Source organism: Streptomyces sp. NPDC047869, from assembly GCF_040704065.1.
In the GTDB taxonomy this organism is placed as follows: domain Bacteria; phylum Actinomycetota; class Actinomycetes; order Streptomycetales; family Streptomycetaceae; genus Streptomyces.
The window spans coordinates 12,040-28,916 of the sequence record NZ_JBEYRK010000025.1; the positions used below are offsets into that span (position 1 = coordinate 12,040).

Consider the following 16,877-nt stretch of genomic DNA (forward strand, 5'->3'; position numbering starts at 1 on the left):
GCGGCGGGCCCGGTCGGCGGCCCGGCGGGCGAGGGCGCGGCATCGGAGGGCGTCGTCGACGGCCCGGTGGCCGACGGCGCCAGGGCAGCCGGCGAAGCCGGTGCCCCGGGGGCCCGGAGCGCGGCTTCAGCGGGCGCGCCCCGTGTTCCGGGGCCGGCCGGTGCCGCCCGGACGGGCGCGGCCGGCGGCTCCGGCGACCGGCCCGGACCGGTCCTCACGGCAGTCGGCCCCGGCGGGCTGGAGACGGTGAGGGCCCGAGCCGTCGTCCTCGCCACCGGCGCCCGGGAACGCCCCCGCGCGGCCCGGCTGGTCCCCGGCACCCGGCCCGCCGGTGTCTACACGACCGGCGAACTCCAGCAGGCCGTGCACCTGTTCGGGCAGCCGATCGGCACCCGTGCGGTGGTGGTCGGCGCCGAGTACGTCTCGTACGCCGCGGCCGGCACCCTGCGGGCGGCCGGTGCCACGGTCGCCGCCCTGGTCACCGAACAGGAGCGCGCCCAGGTACCGCCTGTACGCGCCCAGTCCGCACGCCTGGGCCGCCGCATCCCCCTCCTCACCCGCACCACGGTCACCGAACTCCTCGGCCACGGACGCCTGTCCGGTGTCCGCCTGCGCCACCGCGACGGCCGTACGGCGGTGCTGCCCTGCGACACGATCGTCTTCACCGGCGACTTCGTGGCCGAGAACGAACTCGCCCGGACCGCCGGCATCCGGCTGGGCGCGAGCCCGTACACCTCACGCCCCGGCGTCTTCGCCGCCGGCGGCCTGCACCACCCGGGGCAGCGCGCCGCGGCGGCCACGAGCGACGGGACGGCGACGGCCGGCGCGGTACTGCACTGGCTGGCGGGGGCGCCCTGGCCGGGCGCCTGACGGGGCCGGCCGGTCCCGCCGGCCGTGAACCCCGGGGTCCTCACAGCTCCGTGAAGGACCCATGCCGCCCCGCACCCCCCGCGAACCGCGCCGCGCCCTCGAGGCCCTCCGCCAGCACGGCGACGCCGTACCGGAGTTCACCGCGCATCGCCGTCTCCTCGGACAGGCCGTCCTGGTCCAGAACCGAGGCCCGGTCCCCGCGCAGGCACGCCTGCGGGAAGCGGGCGATGGTGGCCGCCAGTTCCTCGGCCTCGGCGCGGCCGCGGCCCGTCGGCACCACACGGTTGGCGAGGCCGATGTCGTAGGCCTCGCGGGCCGGGACCGGGCGGCCGGTCAGGATCATGTCCATGGCTCTGCTGGTGCCGATCAGCCGGGGGAGCCGTACCGTGCCGCCGTCGATCAGCGGAACGCCCCAGCGGCGGCAGAACACCCCGAAGACGGCGTCCTCCTCGGCGACCCGGAGATCGCACCACAGGGCCAGTTCGAGGCCGCCCGCGACGGCGTGGCCCGCGACGGCGGCGATCACCGGCTTCGACAGCCGCATCCGGGTCGGCCCCATCGGCCCGTCGCCGTCCTCCGCGACCCGGTTGCCCCGCTCCGTGCCGACCGCCTTGAGGTCGGCGCCCGCGCAGAACGTGCCCCCCTCACCCCACAGAACCGCCACCCGCGCGGCGTCGTCGGCCTCGAACGCCCGGAACGCGTCGGCGAGCTCGGCGGCCGTCGGGCCGTCGACCGCGTTGCGGGCCTCCGGCCGGGACAGCACGACCGTGGTGACGTGTTCCCTGCGCTCCACGCGGACCGGCACGGCGGTGCTCCTCTTCGGGGGTGCGGCGGCGGCTCGAAGGGCCACTCTGCCTCAGATGACCTTCAGCCGCACCAGCGCCCCCAGCGTCAGCGCCCCCGGCACCAGCGGCACCCACACGGTGATGATCCGGTAGGCCAGCACCACCGCGGTGGCCACCGCGGCCGGGCCGCCCGCCGCGACCAGCGCCACGATCAGCGCCGCCTCCACCGAGCCGATCCCGCCCGGTGTCGGCACCAGTGCCACCGCGACCGTCGCCGCGAGATACGCGAGCGCCATGTGCGCCGGCGGCACCGGCAGCTCCAGCGCCCGGCCCACCGCGGCGAGAGCGGCCGCCTGGCAGGCCGGGAACGCCAGCGAGCCGCCCCACAGGGCCAGTGCCCGGGCCGGACGCGTGTGCACCGACCGCGCCTCGCCCAGGGCCTCCCGCAGGAACGCGCACACGGCCGTGCGCAGCCGCCGTACGAGGGCCAGCGCGGCCGCCGCCAGCAGCACCAGCGCACCCGTGCCGGACAGCAGCGGCAGCGCGGAACCGGCGGGCAGCAGCGTGCCCGGCCGCAGCGCGCCGGGGAAGGCGATCAGCAGCGCGGCCAGCAGACCCAGCCGGCCCACGCTCTCCGCCAGCAGATACAGGGCCAGCGCCGCCGAGGAGCGGGCCAGCGGCACCCCGCACACGGTCATGAAGCGCAGGTTCACCGCGCTCGCGCCGAGCCCGGTGGGCAGCAGATGGTTGGCCGCGCCCGCCGCGAACTGGGTGGCCAGCAGCCGCCGCTTCGGCAGCGGCTGCACCACCGCGCCCTGCCGGGTGAACGCGGCCGCCACCCAGGTCAGGCAGGTCGCGGCGGCCGCCGCCAGCAGCCACGGCCAGGAGGCGGTGCGCAACTGGCCGAAGCCCTCGGCCAGCACCGAGCGGTGCCGCACCGCGGCCACGGCGACCAGCACGAGCGGCACCGCGCACAGGGCGTGCCGGACCGGGAAACGCCGGGGGAGGCGTCCCCGGGGGACGTCGGGGAATCGGAGCGCTGTCACACCGGAAGAGGTTCTCCGCGCCGCGCCAACGGCGGATGGCGCGGGCGCGGACGGCGGCTTACGGACGGGCAGCGGATGAGCGGAACGAGTCACGGAATCCTCCGGACGCGGGGAGGCCGGCGGAAACGAGGAGGCCCGGACATTGACCTCAACGACGCTTGAGGTCCTACGTTCTCTTCCATGAGCATGGAGACCACCGCCTGGACGCAGTTGCACAGCGTCATGAACGCACAGGCCGAGCGCCGCCCCTTCGCCCGCGCCACACTGCGCCGTATCGCCGCCTTCGCCCGCCCGCACCGCGCGGGCATCATCCGCTTCGTACTCCTCGGGGTGGTGACGGCACTGCTGGCCGTGGCCACCCCGGTGCTCGCCGGTCACGTCGTCGACGCGATCGTGGCGGGCCACGACTCCGGGACCGTCGTACGGCTCTCCCTGCTCATCGCGCTGGTCGCGCTCGCGGAGGCGGGACTGGGCGTCGTCGGCCGGCGCCTGTCGTCGACGCTCGGGGAGGGCCTCATCCTCGACCTGCGCACGGCTGTGTTCGATCATGTGCAGCGCATGCCCGTCGCGTTCTTCACACGTACCCGTACGGGAGCGCTGGTCAGTCGTCTCAACAACGACGTGATCGGTGCCCAGCGGGCGTTCGCCAACACCCTCTCGGGCGTGGTGACCAATCTCGTCACCCTGCTGCTCACCCTCGCGGTGATGCTCACGCTGTCCTGGCAGATCACGCTGCTCGCGCTGGTGCTGCTGCCGGTGTTCGTGCTGCCCGCCCGCCGCATGGGCAGCCGCATGGCCCGGATGCAGCGGGAGGCCGCGGCCCTCAACGCGGCCATGGGCACCCGGATGACCGAGCGCTTCTCCGCGCCCGGCGCCACCCTGGTCAAGCTGTTCGGCCGCCCGGAGGAGGAGTCGGCGGAGTTCGCGGCCCGCGCCCGCCGGGTGCGCGACATCGGGGTGCGCACGGCCACGGCCCAGTCGGTGTTCATCACCAGCCTCACCCTGGTCTCCGCCCTCGCCCTGGCCCTCGTCTACGGCCTCGGCGGCTGGTTCGCGCTGCGTGGCACCCTGGAGGCCGGCGCGGTCGTCTCCCTCGCCCTGCTGCTCACCCGGCTCTACGCCCCGCTCACCGCGCTCGCCGGGGCCCGCGTCGAGGTGATGTCCGCCCTGGTCAGCTTCGAGCGGGTCTTCGAGGTGCTCGACCTGAAGCCGCTCATCGAGGAGAAGCCGGACGCCGCCGAGGTGCCGGAGGGGCCGGTCGCGGTCGAGTTCGACGACGTCCGCTTCGCCTACCCGTCCGCCGACCAGGTCTCGCTCGCATCCCTGGAGGAGGTCGCCGCCCTGGACACCCGCGGCGGCACCGAGGTGCTGCACGGCATCTCCTTCCGCGCCGAACCCGGCCAGACCGTCGCCCTGGTCGGTTCCTCCGGCGCCGGCAAGTCCACCATCGCGCAGTTGCTGCCGCGCCTGTACGACGTGGACTCCGGTGCCGTGCGGATCGGCGGGGCCGACGTACGCGACCTGAGCGCCGCCTCGCTGCGGGCCACCCTGGGCATGGTCACCCAGGACGGCCATCTCTTCCACGACACCGTCCGCGCCAACCTGCTGCTCGCCCGTCCGGCCGCCACGGACGAGGAACTGTGGGACGCGCTGGGCCGCGCCCGCCTCGCCGAGGTCGTGCGCTCCCTGCCGGACGGACTCGACACGGTCGTCGGCGAGCGCGGCTACCGGCTCTCCGGCGGCGAACGCCAGCGCATGACCATCGCCCGGCTGCTGCTGGCCCGCCAGCGCGTGGTCATCCTCGACGAGGCCACCGCCCACCTGGACAACACCTCGGAGGCGGCCGTGCAGGAGGCCCTCACCGAGGCCCTGGAGGGCCGTACCGCCGTGGTGATCGCCCACCGGCTGTCCACCGTGCGGGCCGCCGACCAGATCCTGGTCGTGGAGTCCGGCCGGATCGTGGAGCGGGGCACGCACGGGGAGCTGCTCGCGGCGGACGGGCGGTACGCGGAGCTGCACCGCACCCAGTTCGCCCGGCGGGACGGACACACCGAGTCGCCGACGCCGACGGCTGTGGCGGGCCCGACGGCTGTGACGGGGATGCCGGGACCGGCCGAGGTGCCATCGGCCTAGTGCCGCTTCCCGAACCCTCGTCACACGGCGGATGCCGTCGGCGCCGCTTCCCTTCCCCCGGTGGGCGGGCCGGCGGCTCCGCCGTGAGCGGCCAGCGCCTTCTCCAGGCGCTGGATGTGGTAGTACTGCACCCGCGTGGTCCGCTGCAGGGCCATGACCGCGCTGAGGAACTGGTCCATCTCGGCGGCCCGCGTGAGGATGTCGTCGGGCACGTTCTCGTCCCGCAGGCAGGCTCCCGCGTCCTGGCTCAGCACGGCGTGTGCCCAGCCGCGGGTGATCGGCTTGAACAGGTCCGGGTGGTTGGCCACGATCCGGGCCCGGATGGCCAGATCGTTCTCGGCGGCTTCCAGGTGCAGTCCGGTGTCCTTGTTGCGCGCCCCGAACAGCGGCTCGTGGATGTGGTGCGCGTCGAAGCCGTGTTCGGCACAGCCGATCCAGAAGTCCCAGTCCTCGCCGGCGCGCATGTTCTCGTCGTAGCCGCCCACGGTCTGCCACGCTTCACGGCGGTAGAGCGAGCAGTAGAACATGATCAGTCGCTGGAGCAGCAGTTCTCTGCTGTAGGCGGGGAGAGGCATCACCTGCGGGGGCAGATCGTCGTCGGTGAAGGTGAACACGTCGGTGGAGGCGATGGCGACCTCGCGATCGCTGTCGAGCACCGCGACGGTCTTCTCCAGCATCGTGGGCGCGATCATGTCGTCGGCGTCCAGGGGCAGGATGTAGCGGCCGGCGGCGGCCTCGATTCCGGTGTTGCGCGCGGCGGAGACCCCGGCATTGGCCTGTCGGAGCAGTCTGATGCGCCGGTCGGGGTGCCGGGCGATCAGGCCCTCGGTCACTTCGGCGGTGTCGTCGGTGCTGCCGTCGTCCACGACGACCAGTTCCCAGTCCTCGAACGTCTGGGCAAGGACGCTGGACACCGCGTCGGGCAGATAGCGGGCGTAGTCGTGGCACGGGATGACCACCGAAACCACGGGAGCGGATCTCTCGGGCATGCGCCGTCTTTCGCTTCGGGATGAGAACGGGAAGGGGAAGGGCGGGGGCGGCGGGAGCGGGCCGAAGAGGCCCCGATCGGTGGTGGGGGGCCGGGATCGCGCGTCGCCGGGTGCCGGCAGCCCCCCCTCCGGCCCTGTGGGAAGGCCGGTGTCGCAGTGGACCCGCCGGATCACCGCTGTCGGCGGAGCGCCGTCGTCGCCCCTAGCCCTTGAGGTGGTAGATGTCGAAGGGGTACTGGTGCCCGTGGTGCCCGTAGTCGCAGAACGTGAGGTTGGCGACGGGTGCGCAGCAGTGGTGGTAGCCGGTGATGGTCATGTTGCCGATGGGTGTGCAGCAGTGGACGTAGTCGGTGATGGTCATGTTGCCGATGGGCGTGCAGGGGTGCTCGGCGCCGGAGAGGACGGCGGCGTCGCCTTTCGCGTGCTCCGCTTGCCCGTGTGTCGTCGACGTGGCGAGCGAGTCCGAAGCGAGGGCCGTGGCGTAGGCCGCCTCCGCGCCGTTCAGCAGTCCGGCGGTCGCCAGTGCGGCCGGAAGGGCCAGTGAGGATATGACTCGGGCTTTCATGGTGGGGGCTCTCTTTCGTGGGTGGGGAGCTGCCCTTCGAGGCCGGTACGTTCCGCGACCGGGGCAGTGGCGCCACCGTAGGATTTGCTTACTTTCCGCGTCAAAATGATTACTCCAAGTCAGTCAGGACGGGGGCGTGGCGGACGCCCGCCGGGTCCGGGACCTGGTGCGGATGCAGCACTTCGAGGTCCGGCAGGGCCCAGCAGGCGGTGCCCATGTCCCGGGCCATCGCGGCCAGGCCCTCGGTCTCGATGAGGTGCTGGTACGGGAAGCACGGGAAGGCCAGGCCGTCACGGTGGAGATCGGCGCGAACCAGCAGTGCCGTGCCACCCACCGAGTCGACACGGACCAGCCCCTGTCCGCGCAGCTCGTCGAGGTAGGTCCGGCCGAACCCTCTGGGGGGCTGCAGGATGCCGTCACGCAGCCACTGATCCCAGTTGAGCGTGCCGGCCCTGCGGTGCAGGACGAACGTGTTGAGATCGTAGGTGGGTCCGCCCGCCGTGGTGGCACAGTGCGGGACGACGATGTCCTTGCGCGCTCCGAGGAGGCGCTGAATCAGGTCGGCCGGGCGGTCGGTGACGTCGACGTCGAGCCACAGCACCCACTCCTCGTCGGCAAGGGCCCGGGAGAGCAGATGGTTGCGGGCCCTGGCCAGCACCGACCGGCGTCGGCGCTGCACGCCCGTCTCCCAACGGGGGCCCTCCAGCTGCAGGCCGAAGTCGCGGTGCGCCAGGGTGACCCGCCGGTACTCCGACTCGAGGCCGGGCAGGGCCTGTTGGAGCAGTTCTCGCGTCGTGTCCCTGCTGTCGCCTTCCAACAGGCCCAGGGAGATCGCTTCGCGCGGGTAGTCCAGGGCGCGAAGGTTTTCCAGATAGCGGGGCAGAAATGCGGCCGCGTCCTTGACGGGGGTGAGCACCAGCACCCGTGGCCGCTCGCTTGCCGGGACCGGGGCCGGCTCCACGGCCGTCCGCGGTCCCCGGGCGCGGGCCGGAGGGGCGGCGGGGCCCGTCTCGGCGTGGGCGATGTCCTTCGGCTCGATCGGCAACCGCGTCGCCATGGCCTGCAACCGCTCGGCGTAGGCGCCGGGTTCGGCCCAGATCTCGGTCGCCACGTCGAAGTGCTCGGCGAAATGGGACTCGTCGAACGTATTGCCTCCGTGACACACGTAGGTGTACAGCTCGGGCGCGTCGACCGACACCACCCGGCAGCCGCGGACCACCCCTTCCGCCACCGGCGTGTCCTCACCCCGGCGCAGGGCCGGGTAGCGCGGCAGCCGATCCTTGGCGCACACCATCGACCCCTCCCAGACGCGCGCGCAGGAGATCGCGAGCTTGCGCCGAGCGGGCCACCACAGCCGTTCACGGGCGAGGAAGCAGGCGTCGGTTCCCAGCGCGAGGATCGCCGCCATCTGTGTCTCGACCCGCTCCGGGTCATACAGGTCGTCGTCGTCCCACTGGCATACGTAGGGCCCGGTGGCCCGGTCCACCGCTTCGTTGCGCAGCTCGCCCAACGGCCGCCCCTCCGGGGGGAGTCGATGATGGCGGATGCGTGGGTCGCCCTGCTCGCGGATGTGCTGTTCGAGCGCGTCGTCCGTGCCGTCCTCGACGACGACCAGTTCCAGGCTCGGGTAGGTCTGCGCACGGAAGCACCTGATCGCGCGACGGGCCGTCGACGAGCGATCCTTGGTCACCATCAGGCATGACACCGTCGGTGCGGGCGCGCCCGACGCCCAGCGGTGGCGCTGCGCGTCAAGGTTGAGCATGCCGTCGGCAAGGGGGTGCATCTCCTGGCTCGTCCAGAACGGGAACCGTTTGCCGACGGAGGCCCGGGGGCCGGCGGGGGTGTCCGCCACCCAGCTTCCGGACCAGTGGTGCACGGCGTAGGCACGTTCGTAGTCGGCTTTCTGAGGGCCGAACAGTTCTGCCGCGTACGGACTCACCTCGGGGTAGAGGATTTCCGGATCGAGGACCGTGATGGAGGTGGGATCCGGGGCGCTGTCGACCGCTCTGGTGAGAAAGAAAGGCCCGGTGGCGTCCAGCGCGCTGGGCGACTTGTGGCAGCCCACCAGGTGTCGGTGCACATGCGCCCAGAAGGGATGGCCCGGCCGTGAGGCGATGAAGGCGTTGCCGACGATGCGGCCGAATCCGCGTTGGCGGGCCAGCAGCAGCCCTGTGTGTGCCTCGGGTTCGCGGCCGAGGACGAGTTCGCGCCCGTCGAGGATGTCGCCGACAGGGCTGAGGCACTCGAAGTCCAGGTCGACGTAGAGCCCGCCGAAATGGTCGAGCAGGAAATAGCGGATCGCGTCGGCCCGCATGATCGCCTCTGGATAGCCGTCGTAGACGGGCAGGAACCACGGATAGTGCTCCTGGAGGAATGCGCGATTGTCCGCGTCGGTCCACAAACGGTACCCCCAGCCGGGATGGTGCCGGCGCCAGGAATCGGCCCACGCCTCCCATTCCGGTGGTACATCGGTGTCTTTCCAGGTTTGGTGGATCAAGGCGGGAATCTTCTGCTGCGTCCGCATTGGGTCAGTATGCCGATTCGCCGGGGCGACGCTTTTTCCGGTGGACCGGCCGGCAGGACAATCACCCGGGCGGCCCTCAGCGTGGTGCCTCGTGCCCACGGCGTGGCGAGGTCGCCGGTCTCCGCTCGTCGGCAGTGCCCGCCCCCTTGACGCCAGTGGTCCGGACCTTTAACTTCACGCCTTAAACAAAGACTCCGGGTCCAGTCAACTCCCGCGTCCCACTTCGGTGTTGTGCCTGGTTCCGGTCACCCCCCCACGCGAAAGGCCGTCCCGCACATGGCCAGACCTGTCCGCACGCTCGTCTCGCTCGCCGCCCTGTCCCTCGCCACCGGACTGCTCACCGCCTCCCCGGCCCACGCCGCGACCGGCACCATCACCGGCCTCGCCGGAAAGTGCCTCGACGTCGCCGGAGCCAACTCCGCCGACGGCACTCCCGTCCAGCTCTACGACTGCAACGGCACCGCCGCCCAGCAGTGGACGGTGGGCGGCGACGGCACCGTACGCGCCCTGGGCAAGTGCCTGGACGTCACCGGGAACTCGACCGCCGACGGCGCCAAGGCACAGCTGTGGTCCTGTACCGGCGGCGCCAACCAGAAGTGGACCGTCAGCGCGGCCCACGACATCGTCAACCCCCAGGCGGACAAGTGCCTGGACGTCACCGGCAACAACCCGGCCAACGGCACCCGGGTCCAGATATGGAGCTGCGGCGGCGGCGCCAACCAGAAGTGGAGCGCGCCCGTGGCGGACAGCGGCGGCGGCACCTCCGCGCCGATGGCCGTGGCGCCGTACCTATACAACGGCTGGGGCAGTCCGCCGAACCCGACCACCATCACCCGGGCCACCGGCGTGAAGTGGTTCACGCTCGCCTTCGTGCTCAGCAACGGTTACTGCAACCCCCAGTGGGACGGCAGCCGTCCGCTGACCGGCGGGGCCGACCAGCAGACCGTCAGCACCGTGCGGGCGGGCGGCGGTGACATCATCCCGTCCTTCGGTGGATACAGTGGCAACAAGCTGGAGAGTTCCTGTTCCAGCGCGGGCGAACTCGCCGCCGCCTACCAGAAGGTCGTCAGCGCCTACGGCCTGAAGGCGATCGACATCGACCTCGAGGCCGACGCCTACAGCAACGGCACCGTGCAGCAGCGGACCGTGGACGCCCTGAAGACCGTGAAGGCCAACAACCCGGGGCTGAAGGTCTACATCACCATTGGGACCGGGCAGAGCGGCCCCGACACCAGCCTCATCAACCGGGCCGCCTCCTCCGGACTGACCGTCGACGCCTGGGCGATCATGCCGTTCGACTTCGGCGGCGCCGGACAGAACATGGGCAACCTCACCACGCGGGCCGCCGAAGGCCTGAAGAACGCGTTGAAGAACGCCTACCACTACAGCGACGACCAGGCCTACCGGGACATGGGCATCTCGTCCATGAACGGCGTCACCGACAACAACGAGACCGTCACGGTGAACGACTTCCGGACCATCCTGGCCTACGCGCAGGCACACCACCTGGCCCGGCTCACCTTCTGGTCCGCCAACCGCGACCGCCCGTGCACCGGCGGCCCCGCCGACAGCTGCTCCGGCGTCTCCCAGTCCGCCTGGGACTACACCCGCGTCTTCGCCGGCTACACCGGCTGACCCCGTCCACCAGGAGATCCCGTGCCTCGCCTTGCCCGCCGCCGCGGCACCACCGCGGCCGCGCTGGTCACCGCGGCGGCAGCGTCCCTGCTGACCGCCGCTCCTACGCCCGCCAGGGCCGCCACCGCCCTGCCCACCGGCTTCGCCACCGTCGCCAACGCCGCGAGCGGCAAGTGCCTGGACGCCCGCGCGGCCGCCACCGCCGACGGCACCGCGGTACAGCAGTACACGTGCAACGGCACCACCGCCCAGCAATGGCGCTTCACCGCCACGAGCGACGGCTACGTCCGCATCGGCAACCGCAACGACACCAACCAGGTCGTGGACGTCTCCGACATCTCCACCGCCGACAACGCCCCTGTCCACCTGTGGAGTTACGGCGGCGGCGCCAACCAGCAGTGGCTGCCCGTGGACGACGGCGGCGGTGCCTTCCACTTCGTCAGCCGCAACAGCGGCAAGTGCCTGGACGACCCCGCCGCGTCCACCGCCGACAGCACGCAGTTCGTCCAGTACACCTGCAACGGCACCGCCGCCCAGCGCTTCCGGGTGACCCCGGTGTCCCAGAACTCCGACGACCCCGACCTCGGCCCCAACGTGGCCCTGTTCGACCCGTCCATGTCCGCCGCCACCATCCAGAGCAGACTGGACTCGATCTTCAAACAGCAGGAGACCGACCAGTTCGGCTCCCAGCGCTACGCCGTCCTGTTCAAGCCCGGCACCTACAGCGCCGATGTCAACGTCGGCTTCTACACCCAGGTCCTCGGCCTCGGCCTGACCCCGGACGCCGTCAACGTCAACGGAGCGGTGCACGCGGAGGCCGACTGGTTCCAGGGCAACGCCACCCAGAACTTCTGGCGCGGCGCCGAGAACCTGTCCGTCACCCCGAAGAACGGCGGCGACCGCTGGGCGGTCTCACAGGCGGCGGCGTACCGCCGTATGCACCTGCGCGGGAACCTCGCCCTGGACGACGGCGGCTGGTCCTCCGGCGGCTACCTGGCCGACAGCAAGATCGACGGACAGGTGAACTCCGGCAGCCAGCAGCAGTGGCTGACCCGCAACTCGCAGCTCGGCGGGTGGACCGGCTCGAACTGGAACATGGTCTTCGTCGGCAGCCAGGGCGTCCCGGGCACCAGCTTCCCCGACCCGCCGCACACCACCGTCGCCCGGAGCCCGGTCACCCGGGAGAAGCCGTTCCTGTACGTCGACGGCGCCGGGAAGTACCAGGTGTTCGTGCCGTCCACCCGCACCGACTCCACGGCCACCAGCTGGGCGGGCGGCAGCCCGGCCGGCACCTCGCTGCCGCTGAGCCGGTTCTACGTGGTCAAGCCCGGCGCCACCGCCGCACAGATCAACGCGGCCCTCGCCGCCGGACAGGACCTGCTGGTCACCCCCGGTGTGTACCACCTCGACCAGACCCTGAAGGTGACCCGGCCCGACACGGTCGTCCTCGGTCTCGGGCTCGCCACCTTCGTCCCGGACAACGGCGTCACCGCCATGACCGTCGCGGACGTCGACGGCGTCAAGATCGCCGGCCTGCTCTTCGACGCCGGCACCACCAGTTCGAAGACCCTCGTCGAGATCGGGCCGGCCGGCTCCACCGCCTCCCACGCGGACGACCCGACATCCCTGCACGACGTCTACTTCCGCGTCGGCGGCGCGGGCGTCGGCAAGGCGGCCACCAGCCTCGTCGTCAACAGCGACAACGTCATCGGCGACCACATGTGGATCTGGCGCGCCGACCACGGCAGCGGCGTCGGCTGGACCAGCAACACCGCCGACACCGGGCTCGTCGTCAACGGCGACGACGTGACGATGTACGGACTGTTCGTCGAGCACTTCCAGAAGTACCAGACCATCTGGAACGGCAACGGCGGCCGCACCTACTTCTTCCAGAACGAGATGCCCTACGACCCGCCGAACCAGTCCGCCTGGATGAACGGCTCCACCCAGGGCTACGCCGCCTACAAGGTCGCCGGCTCCGTCACCAGCCACCAGGCCTACGGCCTCGGCAGCTACTGCTACTTCAACGCCGACCCGGCCGTCACGGCGGCCCGTGCCATCGAGGCACCGAACACCCCCGGCGTCCGCTTCACCAGCATGGTGACCGTCTCCCTGGGCGGCACCGGCACCATCAGCCACGTCATCAACGACACGGGAGGACCCTCGAACCGGACGAGTAACGTCGCCGACCTGGTCAGCTACCCCTGACCGAGCCCTTCCCGCCCCCGTCGCCGGACCGGCCGACCGGCCCGGCGACGGGGGCCGCGGGGTGCCCTGGAGTGGCCGGGACGTGTGAGGCGTCGCAGCCTGGATACGCGGTGTGCACGGACACCACGGCCCGTCCGGAAGGCCCTCCCTGCCATGACCAGCGAAAAACCGCTCGACCCGCACTCGGAGATCACCCTCCGGGTCAACGGCAAACTCCATACCCTGCTCGTCGACCACCGGCGGGTCCTGCTGGACCTGCTCCGCGAGAACCTGGGCCTCACCGGGTCCAAGAAGGGCTGCGACCACGGCCAGTGCGGCGCCTGCACCGTCCTGGTGGACGGGCGCCGCGTCAACGGCTGTCTGCTGCTCGCCGTCACCCTCGACGGCAGCGAGGTCACCACCATCGAGGGCCTCGGCGGCGACGGCGAGGAACCGCACCCCCTCCAGCGGGCCTTCCTCGAACGCGACGCCTTCCAGTGCGGCTACTGCACGCCCGGACAGATCTGCTCCGCCGTGGGCATGATCGCCGAGGCCGCGGCCGGACACCCCTCGCACGTCACCGACCCGGCGGAGCCCTCCGGCCGGCCCGTACCGCTGGACGGGACCGAGATCCGCGAGCGGCTCAGCGGCAACCTGTGCCGGTGCGGCGCCTATCCGCGCATCGTCGAAGCGGTGGAGGACGTGATCGGGTGAAAGGCTTCGGATACCTCAGGCCCACCGGCGTCCAGGAGGCCGTCGAGGCCTACGCGGCCCACCCCGGCGCCCGCTACCTCGCCGGCGGCACCAACCTCGTCGACCTCATGAAACTCGGCGTGGAGACCCCCGGCGTCCTCATCGACGTCGGCCGGCTGCCGCTGGACTCGGTCGAGGAACTGCCGGACGGCGCGCTGCGCGTCGGCGCCACCGTCCGCAACAGCGATCTCGCCGCCCACCCGCTGGTCCGCGACCGCTACCCGGTGCTGTCCCAGGCACTCCTCGCGGGCGCCTCCGGCCAGCTTCGCAACGCCGCCACCACCGGCGGCAACCTGCTCCAGCGCACCCGCTGCCCCTACTTCCAGGACCTGGACAAACCCTGCAACAAGCGGGAGCCGGGCAGCGGCTGCGGTGCCCGCGACGGCGTCCACCGCGACCACGCCGTGCTCGGCCACTCCCCGCACTGCATCGCCACCCACCCCTCCGACATGGCCGTCGCCCTGGCCGCCCTCGACGCCCGGGTCGAGCTGTACGGCGCCGAGGGCGGGCGCAGCATCCCGGTGGCCGACTTCCACCGGCTGCCCGGGGTGCGTCCGGAGCGGGACACCGAGATCCGCCCCGGCGAGCTGATCACCGGCGTGCTGCTCCCGGCCGTCCGGGCCGGGGTGCCCTCCGCCTACCGCAAGGCCCGCGACCGGGCCTCGTACGCCTTCGCCCTGGCCTCCGTGGCCGTCGTCCTGCGCGTCGCCGACGGTGTCGTGGACCAGGTGGGACTCGCCTTCGGCGGCCTCGCCCACCGGCCCTGGCGGGCCCACCACACGGAGACGGCCCTGCTGGGCGCGGCGGCGACCCCCGAGGCCTTCGAGGGCGCCGTGGCCCTGGAACTGGAGCGCGCCGAGCCGCTGCGCGACAACGCGTACAAGGTGCCCCTCGCCCGCAACCTCGCCCTGGACGTCCTGAACCGCCTCGCCCCCGCACCCGCGACGGCCTGACCTCTTCCGGACCCGGCCGACCCCAGGAGAACCTGATGGCGAACGACCCACTGGAGCACGGCGGCCCGCTGCCCGGGACGGGTTTGCCGCACCACGACCCGATGGCCGCCACCGGGCTGCCCCGGGACGATCCGCTGGCCGGGACCGGACTGCCGCACGCCGATCCGATGGCGGCCACCGGACCGGCCCGGGACGATCCGCGGGCCGGCGCCGCTCTGCCGCAATACGACCTCGTCACCCGCGCCGCCTCCGCCGCCCCGGGTGAGTCCGGCGAGGGCCGGCAGCCCCGTACCGGCGCCCTGGAGCAGGACCCCCACCCCACCCCGCGCACCGGCACCGCCCTCGGGGCGCCCGCCGGGCGACGGGAAGGGCGGGAGAAGGTCACCGGTAACGCCCGTTACGCCGCCGAGTACCCGGTGCCCGGCCGCGTCCACGCCTGGCCCGTGCCCGCCGCCGTGGCCCGGGGCCGGGTCACCGGCGTGGACACCTCGGCCGCGCTCGCGCTGCCCGGCGTCCTCGCCGTGCTGACCCCCGGCGACGCCCCGCGCCTCGGCGAGACGGACGACGCCACCCTCGCCGTCCTGCAGAACCGCCACGTGCCGCACCGGGGCTGGTGCGTCGCTCTGGCCGTCGCCGAGACCCTGGAGGCGGCCCGCGCCGCCGCCCGGGCCGTCCGCGTCGGCTACGCCACCGAGCACCACGACGTCGTACTCCGCCCCGACCACCCGGACGCCTACGAGCCCGAAGGGGGCGCTCAGCCGGGCCGCCTCGAACACGGCGACCCGTACGGCGCCTTCGCCGCCGCCGACGTCCGCCTGGACACCGAGTACCGGGTGCCGCCCCTGCACAACCACCCCATGGAACCGCACACGACCACCGCGCAATGGGACGGCGACCGGCTGACCGTCCACACCTCCAGCCAGGGCAGCACGACCGTCCAGTCCGTGCTCGCCGGTCTCTTCAACCTGCCCGAGGAGCACGTCACCGTGGTGGCCGAGCACGTCGGCGGCGGCTTCGGCTCCAAGGGCACCCCGCGGCCCGACGTCGTCCTCGCCGCGATGGCCGCACGGCACACCGGCCGGCCGGTCACGGTGGCCTACCCCCGCCGGTACATGCCCACCGTCGTCGGCCACCGCGCCCCCACCCTGCACCGGCTGCGCCTCGGCGCCACCGCTGAGGGACACCTCACCGCGGTGCTGCACGAGGTCACCACGCACACCTCGCACGTAAGGGACTACGTGGAGCAGGCCGCGGTGCCGTCCCGCGTCATGTACACCGCCCCGCACCTGCTCAGCTCCCACCGGGTGGTGCCGCTGGACGTCCCCGGCCCGTCCTGGATGCGCGCCCCCGGCAAGGCCCCCGGCATGTACGCCCTGGAGTCGGCGGTCGACGAACTCGCCGGGGCCCTCGGCATGGACCCCGTCGAGCTGAGGATCCGCAACGAGCCGGAGAGGGAACCCGGTAGCGGCAAGCCGTTCAGCAGCCGGCACCTCGCCGAGTGCCTGCGCGAGGGCGCCCGCCGCTTCGGCTGGGACCGGCGCGACCCGCGCCCGCGCTCCCGGACCGAGGGCCCACTGCTCATCGGCACCGGAGTGGCCGCGGCGACCTACCCGGTCCTGATCCGCCCGTCCACCGCCACCGCCCAGGCCCTGCCCGACGGCACCTTCCTCATCAGGGTGAACGCGGCCGATATCGGCACCGGCGCCCGTACCGTCCTCGCCCAGGTCGCCGCCGACGCGCTCGGCGCGCCCCTGGACCGGGTACGCACCGAGGTGGGCCGCAGCGACCTCCCCCCGGCGTCGCTGGCCGGCGACTCCTCCGGCACCGCGTCCTGGGGCTGGGCCGTGCACGAGGCGTGCGCCGGCCTGGCGACCCGGCTCGCCGAGCACCCGGGCCCGCTGCCCGGCGAGGGCCTCGTGGTCCGCTCCGACACCGCCGGCCGGGCGGACGCCGAATCCCCGTACGCCCGGCACGCCTTCGGCGCCCACTTCGCCGAGGTCGCCGTCGACACCGTCACCGGTGAGGTACGGGCCCGCAGGATGCTCGGCGTCTTCGCCGCCGGGCGGATCCTCAACGCCCGCACCGCGCGCTCCCAGTTCGTCGGCGGCATGATCATGGGCCTGGGCATGGCCCTGACCGAGGGCAGCACCATGGACGCCCCGTTCGGCGACTTCACCGAGGCCGACCTCGCCTCCTACCACGTGCCCGCCCACGCCGACGTCCCCGGCATCGAGGCCGACTGGATCGAGGAGGACGACCCGCACCTCAACCCCATGGGCAGCAAGGGCATCGGCGAGATCGGCATCGTCGGCACCGCCGCCGCCCTCGGCAACGCCGTCCACCACGCCACCGGCATCCGGTTCCGCGAACTCCCCCTCACCCCGGACCGGATCCTCACCGGCCTGCTGTCCGAACGGTGACCGCCACGACGAGGGAC

At 72.8% G+C, this 16,877-nt stretch carries 11 protein-coding genes and 1 pseudogene; 7 read left to right on the top strand and 5 right to left on the bottom strand.

Annotated elements, in window-relative coordinates; translation table 11 throughout:
• Positions 1–213 precede the first annotated feature (213 nt).
• Positions 214–870, top strand: a pseudogene (locus AB0924_RS27370) (FAD-dependent oxidoreductase); the annotation flags it as partial.
• Positions 871–910: 40 nt separating this feature from the next.
• Here the strand turns inward: AB0924_RS27370 and AB0924_RS27375 are convergent.
• Both AB0924_RS27375 and AB0924_RS27380 read right to left on the bottom strand, forming a co-directional pair.
• Positions 911–1,675: a crotonase/enoyl-CoA hydratase family protein gene (locus tag AB0924_RS27375; protein WP_358936575.1), complete on the bottom strand. Its 765-nt coding sequence runs from the start codon at positions 1,673–1,675 to the stop codon at positions 911–913.
• Positions 1,676–1,726: 51 nt separating this feature from the next.
• Positions 1,727–2,701, bottom strand: coding sequence for a lysylphosphatidylglycerol synthase domain-containing protein (locus tag AB0924_RS27380; RefSeq protein ID WP_366912788.1), 975 nt, complete (start codon positions 2,699–2,701; stop codon positions 1,727–1,729).
• Between the two features lie 186 nt (positions 2,702–2,887).
• Here AB0924_RS27380 and AB0924_RS27385 point away from each other — a divergent pair, with 186 nt between their 5' ends.
• Complete coding sequence (locus AB0924_RS27385) at positions 2,888–4,834, top strand: ABC transporter ATP-binding protein (protein WP_358936610.1); 1,947 nt, start codon at positions 2,888–2,890, stop codon at positions 4,832–4,834.
• A gap of 20 nt (positions 4,835–4,854) precedes the next feature.
• Here the strand turns inward: AB0924_RS27385 and AB0924_RS27390 are convergent, their stop codons facing one another.
• The 3 genes from AB0924_RS27390 to AB0924_RS27400 all read right to left on the bottom strand — a co-directional run bounded on the left by AB0924_RS27390 (position 4,855) and on the right by AB0924_RS27400 (position 8,912).
• On the bottom strand, positions 4,855–5,823 hold the full coding sequence (locus tag AB0924_RS27390; protein WP_366912790.1) for a glycosyltransferase family A protein: 969 nt from the start codon (positions 5,821–5,823) through the stop codon (positions 4,855–4,857).
• Positions 5,824–6,025: 202 nt separating this feature from the next.
• Positions 6,026–6,388 carry a hypothetical protein gene (locus tag AB0924_RS27395; RefSeq protein WP_358936569.1) on the bottom strand — a complete coding sequence of 121 codons (363 nt, stop codon included), beginning with the start codon at positions 6,386–6,388 and terminating at the stop codon, positions 6,026–6,028.
• A gap of 109 nt (positions 6,389–6,497) precedes the next feature.
• On the bottom strand, positions 6,498–8,912 hold the full coding sequence (locus tag AB0924_RS27400; RefSeq protein WP_366912791.1) for a glycosyltransferase: 2,415 nt from the start codon (positions 8,910–8,912) through the stop codon (positions 6,498–6,500).
• A 276-nt stretch (positions 8,913–9,188) separates the two neighbouring features.
• On the opposite strand from AB0924_RS27400, the gene AB0924_RS27405 reads away from it, so the two are divergent.
• The 5 genes from AB0924_RS27405 (at position 9,189) to AB0924_RS27425 (ending at position 16,860) form a co-directional block, all read left to right on the top strand.
• Complete coding sequence (locus tag AB0924_RS27405) at positions 9,189–10,547, top strand: lectin (protein WP_366912792.1); 1,359 nt, start codon at positions 9,189–9,191, stop codon at positions 10,545–10,547.
• Positions 10,548–10,568: 21 nt separating this feature from the next.
• Positions 10,569–12,755 carry an RICIN domain-containing protein gene (locus tag AB0924_RS27410; protein WP_366912793.1) on the top strand — a complete coding sequence of 729 codons (2,187 nt, stop codon included), beginning with the start codon at positions 10,569–10,571 and terminating at the stop codon, positions 12,753–12,755.
• 153 nt (positions 12,756–12,908) lie between these two features.
• Positions 12,909–13,448: a 2Fe-2S iron-sulfur cluster-binding protein gene (locus AB0924_RS27415; RefSeq protein ID WP_366912794.1), complete on the top strand. Its 540-nt coding sequence runs from the start codon at positions 12,909–12,911 to the stop codon at positions 13,446–13,448.
• Positions 13,445–14,440 carry a xanthine dehydrogenase family protein subunit M gene (locus AB0924_RS27420; protein WP_358936559.1) on the top strand — a complete coding sequence of 332 codons (996 nt, stop codon included), beginning with the start codon at positions 13,445–13,447 and terminating at the stop codon, positions 14,438–14,440. The genes AB0924_RS27415 and AB0924_RS27420 overlap by 4 nt, the downstream gene beginning before the upstream one ends.
• Positions 14,441–14,475: 35 nt before the next feature.
• Positions 14,476–16,860, top strand: coding sequence for a xanthine dehydrogenase family protein molybdopterin-binding subunit (locus tag AB0924_RS27425; RefSeq protein ID WP_358936557.1), 2,385 nt, complete (start codon positions 14,476–14,478; stop codon positions 16,858–16,860).
• Positions 16,861–16,877: the final 17 nt, after the last annotated feature.

Excerpts from the sequence above, each read along its gene's own strand:
- AB0924_RS27385 (WP_358936610.1), top strand. The coding sequence starts at position 2,888 with ATGGAGACCACCGCCTGGACGCAGTTGCACAGCGTCATGAACGCACAG.
- AB0924_RS27390 (WP_366912790.1), bottom strand. The coding sequence starts at position 5,823 with ATGCCCGAGAGATCCGCTCCCGTGGTTTCGGTGGTCATCCCGTGCCAC.
- AB0924_RS27395 (WP_358936569.1), bottom strand. The coding sequence starts at position 6,388 with ATGAAAGCCCGAGTCATATCCTCACTGGCCCTTCCGGCCGCACTGGCG.
- AB0924_RS27400 (WP_366912791.1), bottom strand. The coding sequence starts at position 8,912 with ATGCGGACGCAGCAGAAGATTCCCGCCTTGATCCACCAAACCTGGAAA.
- AB0924_RS27405 (WP_366912792.1), top strand. The coding sequence starts at position 9,189 with ATGGCCAGACCTGTCCGCACGCTCGTCTCGCTCGCCGCCCTGTCCCTC.
- AB0924_RS27415 (WP_366912794.1), top strand. The coding sequence starts at position 12,909 with ATGACCAGCGAAAAACCGCTCGACCCGCACTCGGAGATCACCCTCCGG.
- AB0924_RS27425 (WP_358936557.1), top strand. The coding sequence starts at position 14,476 with ATGGCGAACGACCCACTGGAGCACGGCGGCCCGCTGCCCGGGACGGGT.